Consider the following 19,868-nt stretch of genomic DNA (forward strand, 5'->3'; position numbering starts at 1 on the left):
TTACTCGCTAACGGTCACGCTTTTGATGATCACGTCTTCTTTCGGTACATCCTGATGCATCCCGCTGCGGCCGGTAGAGACGGCTTTGATCTGGTCGACCACGTCCATCCCTTCTTCCACTTCGGCGAAGACGCAGTAACCCCAGCCCTGCAGGCTTTCGCCGCTGAAGTTCAGGAAGTCGTTATCGACGACGTTAATAAAGAACTGAGCGGTGGCGGAATGTGGTGCCTGAGTGCGCGCCATGGCCAGGGTGCCACGGGTGTTTTTCAGGCCGTTGTTGGCTTCGTTCTGAATCGGATCGCGGGTGGTTTTCTGCTTCATACCCGGCTCAAAGCCGCCGCCCTGCACCATAAACCCATTGATCACACGGTGGAAAATGGTGTTGTCGTAGAAACCTTCACGGCAGTAATCCAGAAAGTTCTTCACGGTAGCCGGCGCTTTATCGTCGAAGGTTTTGATAACGATATCGCCAAAGTTGGTGTGAAAAGTAACCATGTTATGCATCCTATAATTGTTCATGCGTATTGCGGCAGATGTGGGGGCCTTTATAGCATAAGTCAGCCGAAGGAAACACCTGACAAAGCGTGCTGCGTCCCCGTGGAATTCCGGGTAAGATATAGCGCTTTTCCCCCTGACACACGTTTACATGGAATCTTCAGATGTTGAAAATCTTTAATACCCTGAGTCGCCAAAAAGAAGAGTTCAAACCTATTCACCCCGGTGAAGTAGGGATGTACGTGTGTGGGATAACCGTTTACGACCTCTGTCATATCGGCCATGGCCGTACCTTCGTCGCTTTCGATGTGGTGGCCCGCTATCTGCGTTTTCTGGGCTATAAGCTGAAATACGTGCGTAACGTTACCGATATCGACGATAAGATCATTCGCCGCGCCCAGGAGAACGGTGAGTCCTTCAACGCGCTGGTGGACCGCATGATCGCTGAGATGTACCAGGACTTCGATGCGCTGAATATTCTGCGTCCGGACAGCGAGCCGCGCGCCACGCACCATATTCCGGAGATTATTGCGCTGACCGAGCGTCTGATCGAACGTGGCCATGCCTATGTTTCTGGCAATGGCGACGTGATGTTCTCGGTGCCGACGGATCCGCAATACGGTTTGCTGTCGCGCCAGGACCTGGAACAGCTGCAGGCCGGCGCCCGGGTAGAAGTGGCCGATGCCAAACGCAACCCGATGGACTTTGTGTTGTGGAAGATGTCCAAGCCTGGTGAGCCGAGCTGGCCTTCTCCGTGGGGCGAAGGGCGTCCTGGCTGGCATATCGAATGTTCCGCCATGAACTGCAAACAGCTGGGCAGCCACTTCGATATTCACGGCGGCGGTTCGGATCTGATGTTCCCGCACCACGAAAACGAAATCGCGCAGTCCACCTGTGCCCACGACGGCGAATACGTTAACACCTGGATGCACTCCGGTATGGTGATGGTGGATCGCGAAAAGATGTCCAAATCGCTGGGCAACTTCTTCACCGTGCGCGATGTACTGAAGCACTACGATGCTGAAACCATCCGTTATTTCCTGATGTCCGGCCACTATCGCAGCCAGCTTAACTACAGCGAAGAGAATCTCAAGCAGGCCCGCGCCTCGCTGGAACGTCTGTACACCGCGCTGCGCGGTACCGACAGCAGGGTGGCAGCTGCGGGGGGCGACGAATTTGAAGCGCGCTTCCGGGAAGCGATGGATGATGACTTCAACACCCCTGAAGCCTACTCGGTGCTGTTCGATATGGCGCGCGAGGTTAACCGTCTGAAGTCGGAAGATATGGCGGCGGCGAACGGGATGGCGGCCCATATGCGCAAGCTGTCCGGGGTGCTGGGTCTGCTGGAACAGGAACCGGAACAGTTCCTGCAGAGCGGTGCGCAGTCCGACGATAGCGAAGTGGCAGAAATTGAAGCGCTGATCAAACAGCGTAACGATGCCCGTAAAACAAAGGACTGGGCCACGGCGGATATGGCGCGCGATCGCCTGAACGAGATGGGGATTGTGCTGGAAGATGGCCCACAGGGAACCATCTGGCGTCGTAAATAACGCCTTTTTAGAAGCGTACGTTTTGTCAAAACGCCCACGGCTTGTACTGCCGTGGGCGTTTTTGTTGTCAGAAACTGTGCTGTACAAATTGTTGCGGGCCGGGGCATAAATTTTTATCGCCAGTCTGTTTGCCTGACATTATTGTTTTGATTGCGTTCGCTTTTTCACCAATTTTTCATTGTGTATTCTGCCCACTTGTTCATTGTTGAAAATATTAGGGGCAAAGCGATCTTAATATTTCTACAAAAAGAGCAAGGATGACAATAATGAAAATTCACTTTCTTGGTAGCGGGGCATCTGAAGGTATCCCCAATCCATTCTGTCGCTGTGATATATGTCAGCAAGCCCGAAAAGTAAAAGGTAAGGAGGTACGTACCCATTCGTCGGCCATTATCGACGATGTTCTGTTAATCGATCTGGCGCCGACCTTCAGTCATCAGATATTACGTGACGGTCTTGATGGTTCGGCGATAACCGAGCTGCTGTTTACTCATACCCACCCCGATCACTTTAATGCAGGGGAACTGTTCAGCCGGATGGAAGGTTTCGGTCACGGTCTGGATCATCCACTTAATATTTATGGCAACGACATGGCTATCACGGGTTGTCTGAATATCCTGAATGGCTATAGCGAACAGCGATTCCGCTTTCATCGTCTGGTGCCGTTTGTCACGGTGCGCTGCGGAAAATATCAGGTAACGCCATTACTGGCGAATCATGCGAGGTGGGAACAGTGCTACCTCTACTATATCGAAAAGGGCGGCTGCGCGCTGTTTTACGGCCACGACTCCGGTTGGTTTCCAGAATCTACCTGGCGTTGGCTGTCGGGAAAAAGCATTGATATCGCGGTGCTGGAGTGCACCTATGGCGATCGGCAGGGAAATCGGACCGATAATCATATGAGTTTGTCGACGGTTTGTGCCGCCGTTGAAAAGCTTCGAAATCAAAATAGCCTGGGCGAGCAGAGCCAGGTGGTGTTATCGCATATCTCACACAGCAGCGCGCAATGTCATGAGACGCTGGTGGCCTGGTGCCAGGCCAGAAATATGATTGCGGCATGGGATGGTCTCATTGTTAACAGTCAGGGATGAATAATGAAATACAGTACAACCCCCCGATTATTAATCATGATGTTTGTTCAGTATTTCATGCAGGGGGCATGGAATATGACAATGGGACTGGTATTAAGCTCATACGGCATGGCCAGTATTATTGGTACCGCCTATGGCCTGCTCGGCGTGGCGACGATTATTTCTCCGCTATTTACCGGCATGATCGCCGACCGCTTTTTCGCCTCCCAGAAGGTGATGGGGATTCTTCATCTGATTAATGCCTGCGTGATCTTTTATACCCCTCAGTTTATTGAGGCTCAGAATGCCACTATGACGCTACTGATGATTTTTATCGTTGGTATTCTGTTCTATCCCACAACGGCACTGTCGAATAGCATTAGCTTTCACCATATTGACGGGGTGAAATATTTTCCGGTTATTCGCGTCTTCGGTACCTTCGGCTTTATGGCGATTGGTTTTATTATCGGCCAGATGGGCTATTCGGGGGATACCATGGCCTGGTATATCGCCGCCGCGTCCGGCGTGGCGCTGGGACTATACTGCTTTACATTGCCGGATACGCCGCCGAAGGCCCGGGGGCGGTCCTTCATGCTTCGCGATCTGCTGTGTCTGGATGCGCTGGCGCTGTTTAAGGAGCGCAACTTTACCATTCTGATGCTCAGTATCCTGGTGCTCATGATCCCCAAAACGGCCTATTCCGCCTATATACCGGTATTTCTGAAGGCGCTGGGATTCGACAATGCCGCTACCATGATGCAGATTGGCATCGCCAGCGAAGTTATTTTTATGTTCCTGCTGTCGTTTATTCTGCTGAGAATCGGTTTTAAAGTGACGTTACTGATCGGTGCGGTATGTTGGGTGGTGCGTAGCTTGTTTTTTGCACATGCCGCAGTGGATGATGCGATGGTTTGGGTGCTGGTGGGACTACTACTGCAGGGTTTTTGCTGGGATTTTTTCTTTACGGTGGCAGATATTTATGTCGATCGTAAAGCCGGAGAGGCCATTAAAGCCCAGGCGCAGAGCCTGCGTTTTATCGTTTCCAACGGAGCAGGGCTACTATTCGCCTCGACGGTTTGTGGCCAGATTTTCAACCATACGGTGAACGCGCCTGGTTCGGAAGGGCTGGCGCAGTGGCAGTCTTTCTGGGTCTGGCCCGCGCTTGTGGCAGCCATCGTCTCAGCCATCTTTTTCCTCCTGTTTCGCGACGATCTGTCTGAGCGACGCGGCAGGAGAGGCGAGGCGGAAACGCAATCAGCGGGCCGGAGCCTGTAATACCCTGGAACAACGACCTGCCGCTGGCGCAGGTCGTTTATGGGTCAGGCCGTGACGGTAATGCTCTGTCCATCGAAGGTGACTGTCTGACCGGCGACGATTTTGCAGCGTTTGCGGATTTCGGTGACGCCGTCGACCTGAACCAGCCCTTCGGCGATAAAGATCTTCGCCTGGGCGCCGCTTTCGCTCCAGCCTTCGAGCTTCAGTAGATCGCACAGTTCAACGTGTGGGTATTTGCCCAGTGAAAAGGTGGCCATCTTATGCTTCCTCTTTATCGTGATACTCTTCGCAAGCCTGCAGGGTGTTCTGAATCAGCGTGGCGACCGTCATAGGCCCTACACCGCCCGGCACCGGCGTAATCCAGGAAGCGCGTTTTGCCGCGTCGTCAAACACCACGTCGCCCACCACTTTTCCGCTTTCCAGTCGGTTAATACCGACATCGATGACGATGGCGCCTTCTTTAATCCAGTCGCCTGGAATAAAGCCCGGCTTACCGACGGCCACAATCAGCAGATCGGCGTTTTCCACGTGCTGACGCAGGTTTTTGGTGAAGCGATGGGTGACCGTTGTGGTGCAACCCGCCAGCAGCAGCTCCATGCTCATCGGGCGGCCAACGATGTTCGACGCGCCGATCACCACGGCATTCAGGCCGTAGGTGTCGATGTTATAACGCTCCAGCAGGGTCACGATACCGCGCGGGGTGCAGGGGCGCAGGCGCGGCGCGCGCTGGCACAAGCGGCCTACGTTATAGGGGTGAAAGCCATCCACGTCTTTATCAGGCGAGATGCGCTCCAGCACCTTCACGTTATCGATGCCTGCCGGCAGGGGAAGCTGCACCAGAATACCGTCGATGGTGTTATCGGCGTTCAATTCATCGATCAGCGTCAGAAGCTGCGCTTCGGTAGTGGTTTCCGGCAAATCGTAAGAGCGGGAGACGAAGCCCACCTCTTCACAGGCCCGGCGCTTGCTGGCGACGTAGATCTGTGACGCCGGGTTGGCGCCCACCAGGATCACCGCCAGCCCCGGAGCGCGTTTGCCTGCCGCAATCCGGACCTGTACTTTGTGCGCAACTTCCTGTCGTACCTGCTGCGCAATCGTTTTACCGTCAATAATCTTTGCTGCCATCAGAGAGGGGATTCCATCTGTTTCAAGGGTGAAGGGGAATGCGCATATTCTGTCAGAAGCACGCCGCGCTGTCAGTCTCAGATTGCCGCTTTTCTTAGCCTGACGGTAGCCGCCTTGCTGAAGCCTGGACGGTTGCCGGGAACAGACCTTTACTTTTCTTAGTGCCTAATAAGACGTTTCTTGAGTCTCATAAAGTATTAACCGCTATTTTGTCAGAGAGTGCTGAACTAATTTAGCCGCGTGGCGAAATTCCTGTCAGGAAAATAATTGACGTATTGAGGTTTAACGTAAGTCAGAGAGTTTTCTCATGATTGTCGTTAATCGCCAGCCTCTCAGGTTATGACGATTTATTTTCTGACGGCAACGCCTGACTCCAAAAGGATGCGGAGTGTTTTCCGGCCTATTTATGCCGGTAATGGCTAAAACGGAATTATGCAGGGAGCATTTTCCGGGTGCGTGTTAATTCAAGGAATATTAATGAAACTGAATAAAATTGCTCTGAGCGTAATGTCTGCCGCTATGCTGGTCGCCGGGAGCGTGAATGCTGCCGATCCGACCCCGGCTCCGGTTGTGGTTAACGGCGGAACCATCCATTTTCAAGGCGATCTGGTTAATGCGGCCTGCGCCGTAAGCACGGAATCCGCCGACAAAATCGTACACCTTGGCCAGTACCGTACCGCAACCTTCACCAAAGTCGGCGATACCAGCGCAAAAGTTCCGTTCACCATCGTACTGAATGATTGCGACACCAGCGTTTCTTCTACGGCTTCCGTCGCTTTCACCGGCCAGACTGACGCTACCGATCCGACTTTGCTGGCAATCGTTTCCGGCGATAACACCACCACTGCGAGCGGCGTGGGTATCGAAATTATGGACCGCGCTTCTAAAGTGCTGACGCCGAACGGCTCCAGCTTCTCTACCGCTCAGGCGCTGGTGGACGGCGCCAACACCCTGAACTTCAGCGCACGTTATAAGGCCACTGCGGCCAGCGCTACTGCCGGTCAGGCTAATGCCGACGCGACCTTCGTAATGAAATACGAGTAACGGTACGCGCAAGGATGAAGGTTTGCCCCAGGGAAGGGGCCGCTTTTCTGGCAGGGGGGTGAAGCAAGATGAAGATAAGGAAATGGCTGCCGCTGCTCCTGGTTCTGGCTCCTGTCAGCCTGTCGCTGGCAAGGAGCATCACCATTATCGACGGCGGTCGGCTTCATTTGCAGGGGATGCTGGTCAATGGCGCCTGCGCCGTGGCGCCTCAAAGCCGTCATATGAGCGTGGAGATGGGGAGCTATCGTAGCAACTTCTTTTCCGATGTGGGGAGCTATGCGCCGCTAAGCGTGCCCTTTAGCGTTCGGCTCATTGGTTGTCGCCCCGATGTCCTGCGCAGCGTGGGCATTATTTTTAATGGCGAAACGCCAGGTGAGGATCCTCAGGTCTTTCTGGCGGCCACTCGGGTTAACGGTCGCGATATCAGCAGTGGTATCGGTCTGGCGCTGTTTGACGCCGGGCGGCAACTCATTATTCCTGGCGTTCAGTCCCTGGTGACATCCAGAGATAACGCTCTGCATTTTATTGCGCGCTATCGCGCTGTCTCCCGGGAAATAACGCCGGGACAGGTTCATTCCACTCTGTGGTTCACGCTGGTTTATCCCTGACTTTTTTATTTTGATGGTGGCGTTTAATGAACAATTATTTTAAAACAGGCGCATTTTTTATCTGGCTCCTGTTATTTCTTCCTTTTACCAGCCAGGCGGCTGGCGGCGTGGCACTGGGGGCGACCCGGGTTATTTATCCTGCCGATGCTCAGCAGACTTCTCTGGCGATTACCAATAGCGATACTCGCGATCGCTATTTGATTAATGCCTGGATTGATAACGATGCGGGAAAGAAAGATAAACGTTTTGTAGTGACGCCGCCGTTGTTTGTGAGCGAGCCGAAAAGCGAAAATACCCTGCGGATTATCTACGTTGGTGAACCGCTGCCTGACGATCGCGAATCGCTATTCTGGATGAATGTGAAGGCGATTCCGGCGGTGGATAAGAATAGCGTCGAGGGTAAGAACGTTCTGCAACTGGCGATTCTGTCGCGTATCAAGCTGTTCGTCCGCCCGACGAAACTGAGTATGCAGCCGGAAGAGGCGCGTGCGAAGTTGCGTTTTAGCCGCAGCGGCGGCGCTCTGGTGATTGATAACCCAACCCCTTATTACGTCACGCTGGTCAACCTGAAGATGGGGGGGATGAAACTGCCTAACACCATGATCCCTCCCCGCCAGAACGCCCGAGTCAGCCTGGGAACGGCGCAGGGCAGTATCACTTTTCAGACCGTAAATGACTATGGCGCGTTGACGCCGGTGCAAAGCGGTGCTGTGCGCTAAAGCGGCATCAGGATGACGGAGAGAGCATGAAAAGGTCACAGAGATGCCGCGCCAGGACGGGCAGGGATGGACCGCGGCTGGCCGCTCTGGCAGCGTTAATGTCGGTGTGGTATCCCGTCAGCGGCTATGGTGAAAGTTACTTTAACCCGGCGTTTTTATCCGAAGATATCGCAAGCGTGGCGGACCTGACTCGTTTTGCTAAAGGTCACGGTCAGGCGCCTGGCGTTTATCGGGTGGATGTCTGGCGCAATGATGAATTTATTGCCAGCCGGGATATCCGTTTTGACGAAGCGCCGCAGGCCCCCGGCGCATCAACGAAGTCCAGCGGTCTGACCCCTTGCCTGGACAGCGACTGGCTGAAGCGACTGGGTGTCAATATGCGTGCCTTTCCGACTCTGGAAAAATACCGGAAAGGAGAGTGTGTGGCGCTGGAACAGACGATTCCGGGGGCTCTGGCCGATCTGGACTTTGCGGCGCTGCGCCTGAACATCAGTTTGCCTCAGGCGTCGCTGAGTAACAGCGCCCGCGGCTATATTCCGCCGGAAGAGTGGGATGAAGGTATTCCAGCCGCGCTGCTGAACTATAGCTTTACTGGCAACCGTGGCTCCGGGGATGACAGTTATTATCTGAGCCTGCAAAGTGGTCTTAACTATGGCCCGTGGCGGCTGCGTAATAACGGTAGCTGGAGCCACGCCAGCGGTAGCGGCGGCAACTGGCGGAATATCGGGACCTGGGTACAGCGCGCTGTGGTAGCGCTGAAATCCGATCTGGTGATGGGCGACAGCAATAGCGGTAATGAAGTCTACGACAGTCTGGGCTTTCGCGGCGTGCGGTTAAGTTCTTCAGATAGCATGTATCCGGATAGTCTACAGGGTTATGCGCCGACCGTGCGCGGTATCGCCCGCGGCAACGCCAAAGTGGTGGTACGCCAGAATGGTTATGTGATTTACCAGAGCTATGTCTCGCCCGGGGCATTCGCCATCAACGATCTTAACCCCACCTCGTCCAGCGGCGATTTGGAAGTGACCGTGGAAGAGAAAGACGGCAGCCGCCAGCAGTATACGGTGCCTTATTCCACGGTACCGATGCTGCAACGTGAAGGGCGTTTGAAGTATGAGCTGGTGGCTGGCGACTTCCGCAGCGGCAGCGCCCAGCAGTCCACCCCTTTTTTCGTACAGGGAACGGCCATTGCCGGGCTGCCCAGGGGCTATACCCTGTATGGCGGCAGCCAGGTGGCATCGCGCTATAAGGCGGTCACCCTGGGGGCCGGTAAGAATATGGGGGAGTGGGGCGCCGTTTCACTGGATATGACCCACGCCAACAGCGAGCTTTCCGATGGCAGCAGGCACCAGGGGCAGTCCCTACGCTTTCTCTATGCCAAATCGCTAAACCCTTATGGCACTAACTTTCAACTGCTGGGCTATCGCTATTCCACGCGCGGCTTTTATACCCTGGATGATGTGGCCTGGCGCTCGATCGAAGGCTACGAGTATGAAATGGATAGCGACGGTGACGGCCACCGGGTACCAGTGGCGCGCAGCTACCATAACCTACGCTACAGCAAGAAGGGGCGCTTCCAGATCAACCTTTCTCAGTCGCTGGGGGGCTATGGCTCGCTTTATGTCTCGGGCAGCCAGCAGACTTACTGGGGCACCAGCGAATCAAACACCTGGTATCAGTTGGGCTATTCCGGCGGCTGGCGCGGTATTAGCTACTCGCTCTCCTGGTCCTGGAATAAATCGATGGGGCTTTCCGACAGCGATCGCATCGTCGCATTAAATCTATCAGTGCCGCTCAGCACCCTGACCGGGCGTCACTATCTGCGAGAAACCGCGCTGGATCGCGCTTATGCGACCTTTGGCGCCAGCCGTAACTCTGACGGTAACAGTAGCTGGCAAACCGGCGTTGGCGGCACGTTGCTGGAAGGGCATAACCTGAACTACAGCGTCAACCAGGGCCACAGCAATACCAGCGGCAGTAGCGGTAGTCTGAACGCCAACTGGCAGGGGACCTATGGCACCCTGGGAGCCGGATATAACTACGATCGCAACCAGCATCAATACAACTGGCAGCTTTCCGGCGGTGCGGTAGCGCACGCTAACGGCATCACGTTGGGTCAAGCGCTGGGGGATACTAATGTGCTGATTAAAGCGCCGGGCGCTTCCGGCGTGCGGATAGAAAACCAAACCGGCGTACAGACAGACTGGCGCGGTTATGCGGTGGTGCCCTACGCCACGGTATATCGCTACAACCGTATTGCGCTGGATACCAACAGCATGAATAACCATACCGATATTGAACGCAACGTCAGTAGCGTGGTGCCGACTCAGGGGGCGCTGGTCCGGGCGGATTTCGATGCCCGTATCGGGGTTCGGGCGCTAATCGCCCTGAATCATAACGGACGATTGGTCCCGTTCGGAGCGACGGTTCGCGAAGTGCGCAGCGGCGCCGTCGGAATGGTGGGCGATGAAGGTCAGGCCTGGATTAGCGGGCTGCCGTTGAAGGGACAGTTGCTGGCGCAGTGGGGAGAAGGCGCTGATATGCGCTGTCTGGCTCGTTATGCGCTGCCGCCATCGGTAATGAATAAACCGGTGGCAATAACCGCCGCCAACTGCCTGTCGGTATCGGGGATGACTCAGGAAGGATCGCAATGAAAATAGTGATGACTCTGGCGGCGCTCATGTTGCTGGCGGCGGCGTTGCCCGCCCAGGCTGAGGCTTGCAGGAACTCTGAAGGCATGGCGACGGATATCTCCTACGATCTGTCGAAGGCCTTTAACAGCAGCAATAATAGCGTGGGGCAGGTTGTTGAGCTCACGGAAAAGTCTGGCTGGGTAGGCGTTCAGGCTATCTGCCCGGCGGGGACGACGGTGGATTACACCTGGCGTAGCTACGTCAGCGATCTGCCGGTACAGAGCACCCAGGACGGTTTCCACTATCTGAAGTTGAATGATTATCTGGATGGGGCGATGAGCATTACCGACGACTTTGCCGGACGTTTTTTCCCCCCTCAGGACGACATCCGTATGGGGCGCCACCCCAATGTGCCAAAGCAGAAACCTTTTCCGGTGAAGGATTCTAAGCTGGTTTTCCGCCTGAAGGTCACCCGGCCCTTTATCAATATGGTGTTAATACCGCGCCAGACCATGTTCCGGGTCTATGTTACTACCGCCCAGGGCGACCCGCTGGTAACGCCAGTTTATACCATCAGCTACAGCGGGCGGGTAGAGGTGCCTCAGAGCTGTGAGATTAACGCCGGTCAGGTGGTTGAGTTCGACTTCGGCGATATCGGCGCCTCGCTGTTCAGCCAGGCCGGGGCCGGAAATCCCCCGAAAGGGGTGAACCCGCAGACCAAAACGGTGGCCATTAAGTGCACCAACATTGACGCCCAGGCCTGGCTCTCTTTGCGGCTGGAAGCGGAGCAAGCGTCTGGAACCGCGATGGTTTCCGACAATAGCGATCTGGGCTTTATAGTTTCCGATGGTAGCGGAGCCATACTGACGCCGAACAACCTCAGCAGCAAGATTGGTTTCCGGCTCGATAGCAGCGCTGCCGCCAGTGTGCCCATTCGTGCCTGGCCGGTTAGCATCACCGGTAATAAGCCTACCGAAGGACCCTTCACGGCCAGAGGCTATTTACGCGTGGATTATGATTAAGGGGAAAGCGATGGGTAAAACAGAGAAGGCCGGGTTGCTGCTGGCATTGATGCTCCCCGGGCTGGCCAGCGCTGCTTCGCTTGGGGAAATCAATATCCAGCTGCGAGGTAACGTGGTGGATTTGAGCTGCGTTGCCGCGCCGGGAGATGCCGATAAAACCGTCCAACTGGGCCGTTGGGCGACAAAACAACTGGCCACGGCAGGCAGCACCAGTTCGCTGGTGCCCTTTAGTCTGCGGCTGATGGGGTGCCCGCCGGGTTCGGTTTCCATTACCTTTTCCGGGCGTGCGGCTTCGGTGCCTTCGCTATTAGCGTTAGACGACGGCAGCAGCGCCGGTAATGTGGCGGTAGAAATACGTGACGGCGACAGGCAGCGACTGGCGCTTGCCAGCGAAAGTCAGGATGTGGTCGTGGATAACGACGGCAATGCCACATTGCAGTTTTTCGCTAATTATATTGCAATTAGCGATAATGTGACTGCCGGTAGCGCCAATGCCGATGCAACATTTATGATTAATTATTACTGAGCGAAATAGCCAGACGCATCATCGAAATCATATTCAGTGATGTGTCTGGCCGTTACCGTCAGAGGCCGTTAATGCTATAAAAGTTCATGTGACTTGGCATAATCGATCAACTCCACGATAGAGTGAATTCCCAACTTGGCAAAGATGTTTGCTTTATGGGCGCTAATGGTTTTATTGCTTAAAAGTAATTGTCCAGCGATCTCTTTATTGGATAAACCGTGGGCGAGATAACGCAATACGGTGACTTCGCGATCGGACAGTGGCGTCTCATTTAATTCTCCACGGCGCGAGCGATGGCTATTGATGAAATTAAGGGTGTCGGAGGGAAAAAAAGAGTAACCAGCCAGCAGCATCTCGACTGCATTGTAGATATCATTCTGATCCTTGCGCTTACTGACAAATCCGTTGGCGCCAGCGCGCATCGCCCTGATAGCATAGAAACCCTCTGATTTAGAAGATAAAAATAAAACTTTTGTCTGCTTCTGCAGGCTCCGGATTCTTTTCAGCAACGTAAATCCGTCGGTTCCTGGAAGCTCAATATCAAGGATAATAAGATCGACAGACTGACGGCGCAGGTAGCTGAGTACTTCCCTGCTGTCATCAGATTTTAATGTGACGATAATATCTTTATTTCGTTGTAGTAAAACCTCAATAGACATTCTTACAATAGGGTGTTCGTCCATGATTATTACGGATGCCGGTTTCATTATTCATGCCTCAAATTGTTTTAGTAATTGATATTCTTACGGATCGTGTTAATCATCCGGAGGATGAAAGCTATGGATAATCCCTGATGCGGCATTAGATATCCATTGGCGTACAGTGTTTTTATATCTTGCTGTATTCATAAGCAGAAATGAAATGCTGATAGAGCCTCGTCCTTGATAGTAAATGTTTTTATTATTGATGGTGAAAGTTGATTATACCCGGTAAGTTTTTATGGAAAAGTACGTTACCAGGACGTATCGAGGTTTGTATCATGATGTTCTGCTCTAAGAAATATCATATCTTGTGTTTGGTTTTTTATCCTGTGTTTTTTTGGGGGATAAAATTTAACGCAATCATAACTTTTAAAAACAGTGGTTAGTGTTGATTGTTATTTTTATGCTGTGTTTTTTAGGAGGGGAGGCATCGCCATAAAAACTGTTATTTTGCATGGTTAATGGCGGTGTCACTGAGATAACAGGCTGTTTGCTCAATCTATTATGGGCGAACAGAGCGTTTATAGCATGACCAGGAATAGTTTTAAATGTTGGGTTAATGTTAATGGTTAACAAATAGAGCACAAATAAATGAGTAATTTCCTATGATTGAGTAAGCCCGGAAATGTCAGATAAATCAAGATAGAGGTTTATAACATATCACCAGGTAATGAGAGATGATGTAGAAGCGTGAGAAAACGGCGGCGTGGAATAAGTTCAAGGCGGGATGACAGTCGATTGAGCTGATAGACCACGCGGTGGTAAGGAAGATTCTGTACAAGGGCGATAGATCTGAGCGACTGACCTTCACTCATGGCCTGCACTATTTGCCACAGGCGTGGCGACATCCGCCAGCGATGCGGAAAAGAGGGTTGGGGGGCTGCGGCAGCGAGCGCGCGGTATATCTCGCGGGTTCGAAGCTGACGCGCTACCACGGTAAAAGGGCCACTGGCTGCGATAAAGCGAAGTAAACCCTGGGGATGTTCTGGCGCGAGTATAAAGAGTCGTAAATGTGGGTGATTATGTGCTGTGGCGCGCAATATATTCAGCGACATAATCAGCGGAAGACTCAGACTAATGGGGTCCACAATCAGCCGCCGGATGTCGTGATGAAGCAGAGATTGGGGAAGTGCTTCCAGTCTGTGATCCACCTGCATAAAGTCCCCATGGGGGGAGTTGTGACTTAACGCATGCCCCAGAAAGCGATCGGCTGTAATCAGCAAGGTATCGGTCCGGATGTCGGGGATATGTGAAGAAATGAGTTGTTGATGTATCGATTCCAGACTGTCGAAAAATGCCGGTATCACCGGGGGATTGCCCGATACCCGGAGCCCGGAGCGAATCCGGCGGCTTCGTCTGGCGGTACGCGCCAGATCGCTCATCTGCGGCGTTCTCCGACCAGGACAGACCCGGCATGCGCAATATTTTTTCCGTAACAGATGGTCTCGATGATCGGTATCTTCCGGCATTATTCTTAGATCGTCCCCTGGATAAGCCGAGATTCTGCGACCTTCAGACGAGATGATGAATCAGTTTTGACCTAATAAATGCCGGGAAAAAACTCAAAAAATGCGAAAAATGTGGGGAGCAGGGCGGCGGCTGCGCTGCCTGATATGAATCTATTACAGGGACCTGATGCAATGACGAAGCTGTTCCCGGCTTCGGCTATCCAGTTTTTGAATGATTGACTGATATAAAGCCCGGGCCCGGGCGTTATCCATTCGCAAAATAGTGGCGGTGCGGATAAGCGAATAATTATTTATCAGCAGGCTGAGAAACCGTTTTTCAAACGGGCTAAGGTGACGCGTTGGGCAGCGATGGCAGCTCGTTGTAGGGATAAGGCACTGGTCGAGATGGGTGCAGAGCAACCAGTCGCCAATCTTACGGCTGACCGTTTCGACGCTCTCTTCCCGATACAGGCGAGGCGGGGAGGATGAACAGGGGCGTGGGGCCAGGCTGCTGGTTTCCCGTCGGCTGCTGATAATGACAAGCTGCTGATGTTGAGGCAAACAGGGAAGGTACCATTGTTTCTGATACTGTCGGAAATGGGTTATCGAGATAAATAATAGTCTGGCGATATCAGCATGTTCAGCAGGTAAAATAACGTAGGGAATGTTCATCTTCTGGCTGGCTCTGTCAATTAATATACGGATGCCGTGACAGAAATGGGTATTCCCATCCTGTATAGCAATAGCGATCATCGTTTATTTCTCCTTGTCAGGAACTAACTGGATATTTATCAGCAGAGGCAGCCGCACTGCGGGATCATAGAGAAAGGCATACGCTGTAAAAATATTACCCGGCTTAAACTGTGCGTCTGGAGGGATGAGTTCTCGCCTGGTTTCTTCCTGGTAGGGGGAAGAAAGCGTCTGATGTTCCATGGGGCGGGAAGCGTTGCCGGGCAGGGACTCGCGTAGTTCTTGCCAGAAGGGAGCGATTTCTCTACAATCCATAATTGTTATGTTATAACATAATTAATTAAAGAGGAGCATCTATGAAGCCAGGCATTCACCCGAACTACCGAACGGTAGTGTTCCACGACACCAGCGCCGATCATTACATCAAAGTGGGGTCCACCATTCGTACCGAGCGCCAGATAGAGCTGGAAGGCGTAACTTATCCCTATGTCACCATCGATGTGTCGTCGGTGTCTCATCCGTTCTATACCGGTAAACAGAAGATGTTGACCAGCGAAGGCAGCGCCGCGCGCTTTAACCAGCGCTTTGGCCGTTTCTTTAAAGGAGGAAAGGATGCAGGTCGTTAACTCATTACGCAGCGCAAAACAGCGGCATCCTGACTGCCGCATTGTTCGACGCAAGGGAAGGCTGTATGTTGCCTGCAAAACTAACCCGCGGTTTAAAGCGGTACAGGGCAGAAAGAAAAAACGTTAATTGACATGCAGACTTCCGAAGCGATGGAATGCTTCCGGGAGTCTCAATCACTTAAAAATGAATAAAGTCGCGCAAGGTAATTAATTTATCTTTGTCATTAATTGCTATTTAGTCCAAAAATTAACCTTTTTTTGTTTATTTACGCCCGGTAAATTCCTCCTTAGCAATCAGATAACTCCATTTTGCTTATTGATTACAGCGATAGGCAACACCAATCGGGGATTCATCTATATTTTGACTGAGATCAAAAAAAGGAGGCTGAGTTAATGACAGATGAAAAAAGAGCCGTAGCAGCATCTATTTTTGGTGAAGCTCTCCTCGAACTGGTAATTAAAAATCGCGAAGTCAGTCGTGAAACGCTGGCTATGTTGATTAAAGAAAAAGCCGAGCATGAGCAGGACGAGGATAAGATCCTGCTTTACTGGAAAGCCTGTAGTGCCCTGTTAGGCTATGGAGAGAACCGGGCGGCACTCTACTTTGTTGAATAACACCCACTGGTCGCACCCGGTGCCCCTCCTGTGCCGGGAATCCTCTTAAAAGCGCTGGCCAGTGACGGGTCGGCACATTCCGCGTAGCGATACGCCATTATTCCTGACTACACTGCCGCCCACGCTCTGTCACCCGGGGCGTGGCGATCATTTCTGATTCCCTTTTATGTCGGAGAGACATTTTGGTTCGATTATTGATGGTGGTGATGACCTGCCTGTCGCTGTTTGGCTTCGTCGGTCACTCTTACGCCCGTGAGGCTCATGGGCTTCAGCCTCCGGTTCCGCTCATTCCGGCACCGGAATCGCTGCGCCCCTGCTGCGCTTTCGGCCACAATCTGCACGTCAGCGCGCTGAATATTCCGGTGCCGCTCTATCAGCCAGGCAACGTATTGACCCTGGAAACGCTTGGCCACCATCAGTACAACGACAGTACCTTCGGAGCGCTGAAAAACCTGATGGGGATTAGCGAAGAGCGCAACGGGCTTATCTACACCCGGCGCGGCGGTTTTATCGATATCGCCCACGTGCGGGATACCGCCGACAACACCCTGTATCTGTTTTCGCAGATTTACCCACAGCTGGGGCAGGAGGGGCGGATTTTTTTCAGCAATGAACTGGGCCTGCGGCGTATTCAGCTAAACCGCTTTACGCCGCCGGCGGAGCCCGCCCGACGTTACGAACTGGCGGTGTGGCTTGCCGCGCATCTGGCCTGGCAGATGGCGCAGTGGCATGAAATTGCCCAGTGGTACGGTTTTGAATCGGTTCCGGGCTTCCCGGAAGAAATATCCGCCTTCTCGCCGGAAGATCTCTACTCGAATTTGCTGGGGGCCAGGCTGGCGGCCCGGGTGATATTGCAGGGTGAGGCAGGTTCGCTACAGGCGTATGACCAGGCGATGGACAAGGCGTTACATGCAGCCCTGAATAACCTTGAGGCACTGGATAAGAAAGGCACGGAGCAGCGTTTCCGCGACGTTGATGGTGAATGGTGGGACAGCCAGCGGCGGGTGCCGGAGAAGTTTCTGGTACTTAATCGTAATTATGATGTGGGCGATCGACGCTCCCCCACGCCGCTCGCCAGCGAAACGCGGGAACCCCGACCGCTGGCCCTGCCGCAGCGTATCGGCGAGCTGACGCTGGCGCAACTCGGCGAACTGCGAATCTACCCCACCAACGATATGAAAGCGCTGCCAGCACCGGAAACCTTCTACGCACCGCATGACTTCCCGGCTCTGGCCCAACACGCCGCCGCCACCGACAGGGTACTGCTGCAAAAGCGGCAGCGTTAAGCGGTCGTTGGTTATAACACCAGCACATGGCGCCAAAGCCATTGACTCACCTGTGGCTGAACGTATAATTCAGCCACTTTATTCTGTAAGATGAAGCCTCTCCGGGCGCCCTTAGCTCAGTTGGATAGAGCAACGGCCTTCTAAGCCGTGGGTCACAGGTTCGAATCCTGTAGGGCGTACCATTAAAAATCAGCAGGTTACGCCTCTTTGATTTCCTCCGAATTATCCATGTGGGACATATTTGGGATGCAAACCCCAAATATTGAGTCTATTTGCTTTGCATGTTCGGTCAGATGATTAGGAGCCAGGTGAGCATATCTGCGAACCATTTCGATTGACTCCCATCCACCCATTTCCTGCAAAACAGATAATGGGACGCCAGACTGAATGAGCCAGCTTGCCCACGTGTGTCTTAGATCGTGGAATCTGAAACCCTCAATGCCCGCTCTCTTGCATGCGGCCTTGAATGCTTTCTGGTCGTCCACCCGCATCTTCCTCACCGATGGTGTCAGCGTCCCATCTGATCTGTGCTTAGCTTTTGTGTGAACAAACACCCACTTGTTGTGATGTCCAATCTGTTCACGCAGAACTCGGCATGCTGTATCGTTTAGTGCCACACCTATTGACCTTCCCCCTGAAAACAGTACCAGTCTAAACTGAAGTCTCCGGTCTTTCTTTCACCTCACTGAGAGGCGCATAGCCATCAAACGCCCGGATGATTTGAGATGTTACCGTCCACGGCTACTCGCGGCCACCTTCCACCGACCACTGTGGATCTTCCTCCATGAAGGCATCTATCAGATCCTCTGCTTCATCTAAATCGTCATCATCCAGCAGGTCGTCCCTGGTTAATTCGCTATGTCTATGACTGGTCGCCATTGCCTGAGCGTCTGCTATGCGCTTGCGTTCTGTTGCTTCAGCAGCTGCACGCGCTACCGGATTGCCGATCCGCGCCCCTTTTTCTTCTTACCCATTATGTATGCCTCCCGGTTCTGTGTCACATCAGGTTAACATAGCCGGGCTCTCATTATCATTGACGCCCGACATTTCCAACTGCATTAAAAGGGGCGTTCGGTACCCGTGTAGCCGAAGTAAACCAGGCGTGTACTGTTCCGCAGAGTGACCATGTCCAACTCCTCAATGCTGATGGCTCGTTCCCGGCGTATCCGCTCAGAATGACGACACAATAAGGCCGTTATAGGTGGGGCTCATGGGTGGGAGCTTGCTGTGGGCGGTGACACCTGTGAACACCTCACCTTAATGTGAACTTCCGTTCCTCGCTCTCAGCGGACCTTCCGTTTAGTTAACTCATCCGCTTCGTGCCAGGAGCGGAATTTAGACTCTCTGTATGGACTCAAGTCCATGGAAAATGGATAAGGTCATTAATTCCAAATAACATTTTGATTTTATTTTGTATTTTTTTGTTTTGGTCATCCCTGTTAAAAAACAGGTAGATACTTTTTTGTGAACTTAGACTCAAATTTTAACGACGCTGGTTGCGCTATTTATGTGGTTGGGAGTAACTTTTAAACAAGTTGAATATAGTTGTACATAGACAAGTATACCCGTCATCTTCTTACATACTTAAACGTTGACAGCCATTATGAGGCCAACTGTTATGTCTTTGAATTCTAGACTTGAACCTGAACTCATTCTCCTGAATGAGCCCCCCCTGGATAGAAACATTCTTTTCAATTCTATCAGTAAGTTATTGCTTTCAAAAAACTATGTAGAACAGAGCTACCCGGAGGCATTGATCGCCCGCGAAGAAAATCATCCCACGGCAATGCAGTTGGAAAAAATGGGGGTCGCGATCCCTCATGTCGATGTTGAGCATGTCCGGGAAGAGAAACTGGTTGTGGTCACCTGTCCTGAGGGGATCGTATTTAATCAGGCAGAGGATCCCGACTCCACCATGAAGGTGAATGTCATTTTCTTTTTACTGCTGAAAGAAAAAGATGCGCATCTGGAATTTCTGATGAAGCTCATTTCGCTTTTTCAGCGCAGCAATGAAATGGATCAAATTCTTTGGGCGAAATCAAAGGATGACGTTATGGAACTTCTGGCAAAGAATCTTTATTAAAAACCCTAAGCGTGAATTTTTTCTTACCTCATTACCCTCATTAATATCTGGAGTCTGAAATGAACAAAAAAATCATCTTCGCTTGTACTAGTGGTATTGCGACTTCTGCGGTAGCAACTGAAAAAGTGGTTCAGTACTGCAAAACTCAGGGAATTAATGTTGAACCGATGCAGTCGAATATTGGCACCATTGGTAAACAGGATGGCATGGCTGATTTAATTATCGTGACATCAGCGGTTAAAACGGAACTGAAGACACCTGTTCTTAATGGTCTTCCTCTGCTGACTGGATTTGGCGAAGAAGAGTTACTTGAAAAAATCGTAGCCATCCTTAAACAATAAAGGTAAGCGAG

20 protein-coding genes, 1 tRNA gene and 1 pseudogene are annotated in these 19,868 nt (G+C 52.4%); 16 read left to right on the forward strand and 6 right to left on the reverse strand.

Annotation, left to right across the window (positions count from 1 at the left end; translation table 11 throughout):
* A complete protein-coding gene (gene ppiB, locus SCU88_RS06075; protein WP_175339468.1) occupies positions 1-495 on the reverse strand; it encodes a peptidylprolyl isomerase B in 495 nt (164 codons plus the stop codon).
* A gap of 164 nt (positions 496-659) precedes the next feature.
* Here ppiB and cysS point away from each other — a divergent pair, with 164 nt between their 5' ends.
* The 3 genes from cysS to SCU88_RS06090 all read left to right on the forward strand — a co-directional run bounded on the left by cysS (position 660) and on the right by SCU88_RS06090 (position 4,390).
* Positions 660-2,045, forward strand: a complete 1,386-nt coding sequence (cysS, locus tag SCU88_RS06080) for a cysteine--tRNA ligase (protein ID WP_175339469.1) — start codon at positions 660-662, stop codon at positions 2,043-2,045.
* A 266-nt stretch (positions 2,046-2,311) separates the two neighbouring features.
* Positions 2,312-3,136 (forward strand): MBL fold metallo-hydrolase, encoded by an 825-nt coding sequence (locus SCU88_RS06085; RefSeq protein WP_175339470.1) that lies wholly within the window; start codon positions 2,312-2,314, stop codon positions 3,134-3,136.
* Positions 3,137-3,139: 3 nt separating this feature from the next.
* Positions 3,140-4,390 (forward strand): MFS transporter, encoded by a 1,251-nt coding sequence (locus tag SCU88_RS06090; protein ID WP_175339471.1) that lies wholly within the window; start codon positions 3,140-3,142, stop codon positions 4,388-4,390.
* Positions 4,391-4,434: 44 nt separating this feature from the next.
* Here SCU88_RS06090 and ybcJ read toward each other — a convergent pair whose 3' ends face one another.
* Both ybcJ and folD read right to left on the reverse strand, forming a co-directional pair.
* Positions 4,435-4,647: a ribosome-associated protein YbcJ gene (gene ybcJ, locus SCU88_RS06095; RefSeq protein WP_175339472.1), complete on the reverse strand. Its 213-nt coding sequence runs from the start codon at positions 4,645-4,647 to the stop codon at positions 4,435-4,437.
* Position 4,648: 1 nt separating this feature from the next.
* Complete coding sequence (gene folD / locus SCU88_RS06100) at positions 4,649-5,515, reverse strand: bifunctional methylenetetrahydrofolate dehydrogenase/methenyltetrahydrofolate cyclohydrolase FolD (RefSeq protein WP_138096128.1); 867 nt, start codon at positions 5,513-5,515, stop codon at positions 4,649-4,651.
* A 477-nt stretch (positions 5,516-5,992) separates the two neighbouring features.
* On the opposite strand from folD, the gene fimA reads away from it, so the two are divergent.
* The 6 genes from fimA to sfmF all read left to right on the forward strand — a co-directional run bounded on the left by fimA (position 5,993) and on the right by sfmF (position 12,067).
* Complete coding sequence (gene fimA, locus SCU88_RS06105; protein WP_175339473.1) at positions 5,993-6,559, forward strand: type 1 fimbrial major subunit FimA; 567 nt, start codon at positions 5,993-5,995, stop codon at positions 6,557-6,559.
* A 68-nt stretch (positions 6,560-6,627) separates the two neighbouring features.
* Positions 6,628-7,167 (forward strand): type 1 fimbrial protein subunit FimI, encoded by a 540-nt coding sequence (locus SCU88_RS06110; RefSeq protein ID WP_175339474.1) that lies wholly within the window; start codon positions 6,628-6,630, stop codon positions 7,165-7,167.
* Positions 7,168-7,193: 26 nt separating this feature from the next.
* Positions 7,194-7,886: a type 1 fimbria chaperone FimC gene (gene fimC, locus SCU88_RS06115; protein WP_175339475.1), complete on the forward strand. Its 693-nt coding sequence runs from the start codon at positions 7,194-7,196 to the stop codon at positions 7,884-7,886.
* A 26-nt stretch (positions 7,887-7,912) separates the two neighbouring features.
* Positions 7,913-10,540: a fimbrial biogenesis usher protein gene (locus SCU88_RS06120; protein WP_175339476.1), complete on the forward strand. Its 2,628-nt coding sequence runs from the start codon at positions 7,913-7,915 to the stop codon at positions 10,538-10,540.
* Positions 10,537-11,541: a type 1 fimbria D-mannose specific adhesin FimH gene (fimH, locus tag SCU88_RS06125; RefSeq protein WP_175339477.1), complete on the forward strand. Its 1,005-nt coding sequence runs from the start codon at positions 10,537-10,539 to the stop codon at positions 11,539-11,541. The genes SCU88_RS06120 and fimH overlap by 4 nt, the downstream gene beginning before the upstream one ends.
* Positions 11,542-11,590: 49 nt before the next feature.
* Entirely contained in the window at positions 11,591-12,067 is a 477-nt protein-coding gene (sfmF, locus tag SCU88_RS06130; RefSeq protein ID WP_431810152.1) for a fimbria assembly protein, read from the forward strand.
* A 74-nt stretch (positions 12,068-12,141) separates the two neighbouring features.
* Here sfmF and fimZ read toward each other — a convergent pair whose 3' ends face one another.
* Together fimZ and SCU88_RS06140 are read right to left on the reverse strand one after the other, a co-directional pair.
* Positions 12,142-12,774, reverse strand: coding sequence for a fimbria biosynthesis transcriptional regulator FimZ (gene fimZ, locus SCU88_RS06135; RefSeq protein WP_175339479.1), 633 nt, complete (start codon positions 12,772-12,774; stop codon positions 12,142-12,144).
* A 644-nt stretch (positions 12,775-13,418) separates the two neighbouring features.
* Positions 13,419-14,150 carry a hypothetical protein gene (locus tag SCU88_RS06140; RefSeq protein ID WP_175339480.1) on the reverse strand — a complete coding sequence of 244 codons (732 nt, stop codon included), beginning with the start codon at positions 14,148-14,150 and terminating at the stop codon, positions 13,419-13,421.
* 1,112 nt (positions 14,151-15,262) lie between these two features.
* Between SCU88_RS06140 and SCU88_RS06145 the strand changes: the two genes are divergently transcribed.
* The 5 genes from SCU88_RS06145 (at position 15,263) to SCU88_RS06165 (ending at position 17,615) form a co-directional block, all read left to right on the forward strand.
* On the forward strand, positions 15,263-15,532 hold the full coding sequence (locus tag SCU88_RS06145) for a type B 50S ribosomal protein L31 (protein ID WP_138096137.1): 270 nt from the start codon (positions 15,263-15,265) through the stop codon (positions 15,530-15,532).
* Positions 15,519-15,659, forward strand: a complete 141-nt coding sequence (ykgO, locus tag SCU88_RS06150; RefSeq protein ID WP_138096138.1) for a type B 50S ribosomal protein L36 — start codon at positions 15,519-15,521, stop codon at positions 15,657-15,659. Before SCU88_RS06145 ends, ykgO begins: the two co-directional genes overlap by 14 nt.
* Before the next feature lie 266 nt (positions 15,660-15,925).
* Positions 15,926-16,147, forward strand: coding sequence for a DUF2767 domain-containing protein (locus SCU88_RS06155; protein ID WP_175339481.1), 222 nt, complete (start codon positions 15,926-15,928; stop codon positions 16,145-16,147).
* A 206-nt stretch (positions 16,148-16,353) separates the two neighbouring features.
* Positions 16,354-17,433 (forward strand): DUF4056 domain-containing protein, encoded by a 1,080-nt coding sequence (locus SCU88_RS06160; RefSeq protein WP_431810153.1) that lies wholly within the window; start codon positions 16,354-16,356, stop codon positions 17,431-17,433.
* Between the two features lie 105 nt (positions 17,434-17,538).
* Positions 17,539-17,615: transfer RNA gene (locus tag SCU88_RS06165), tRNA-Arg, on the forward strand.
* Positions 17,616-17,630: 15 nt separating this feature from the next.
* Here the strand turns inward: SCU88_RS06165 and SCU88_RS06170 are convergent.
* Positions 17,631-18,062 (reverse strand): annotated as a pseudogene (locus SCU88_RS06170) (tyrosine-type recombinase/integrase); the annotation flags it as partial.
* A 989-nt stretch (positions 18,063-19,051) separates the two neighbouring features.
* On the opposite strand from SCU88_RS06170, the gene SCU88_RS06175 reads away from it, so the two are divergent.
* On the forward strand, positions 19,052-19,516 hold the full coding sequence (locus SCU88_RS06175) for a PTS sugar transporter subunit IIA (RefSeq protein WP_175339482.1): 465 nt from the start codon (positions 19,052-19,054) through the stop codon (positions 19,514-19,516).
* 59 nt (positions 19,517-19,575) lie between these two features.
* Complete coding sequence (locus SCU88_RS06180) at positions 19,576-19,857, forward strand: PTS sugar transporter subunit IIB (protein WP_098067254.1); 282 nt, start codon at positions 19,576-19,578, stop codon at positions 19,855-19,857.
* Positions 19,858-19,868: the final 11 nt, after the last annotated feature.

Source organism: Jejuibacter sp. L23 (assembly GCF_050815825.1).
Taxonomy (GTDB): domain Bacteria; phylum Pseudomonadota; class Gammaproteobacteria; order Enterobacterales; family Enterobacteriaceae; genus Jejubacter; species Jejubacter calystegiae.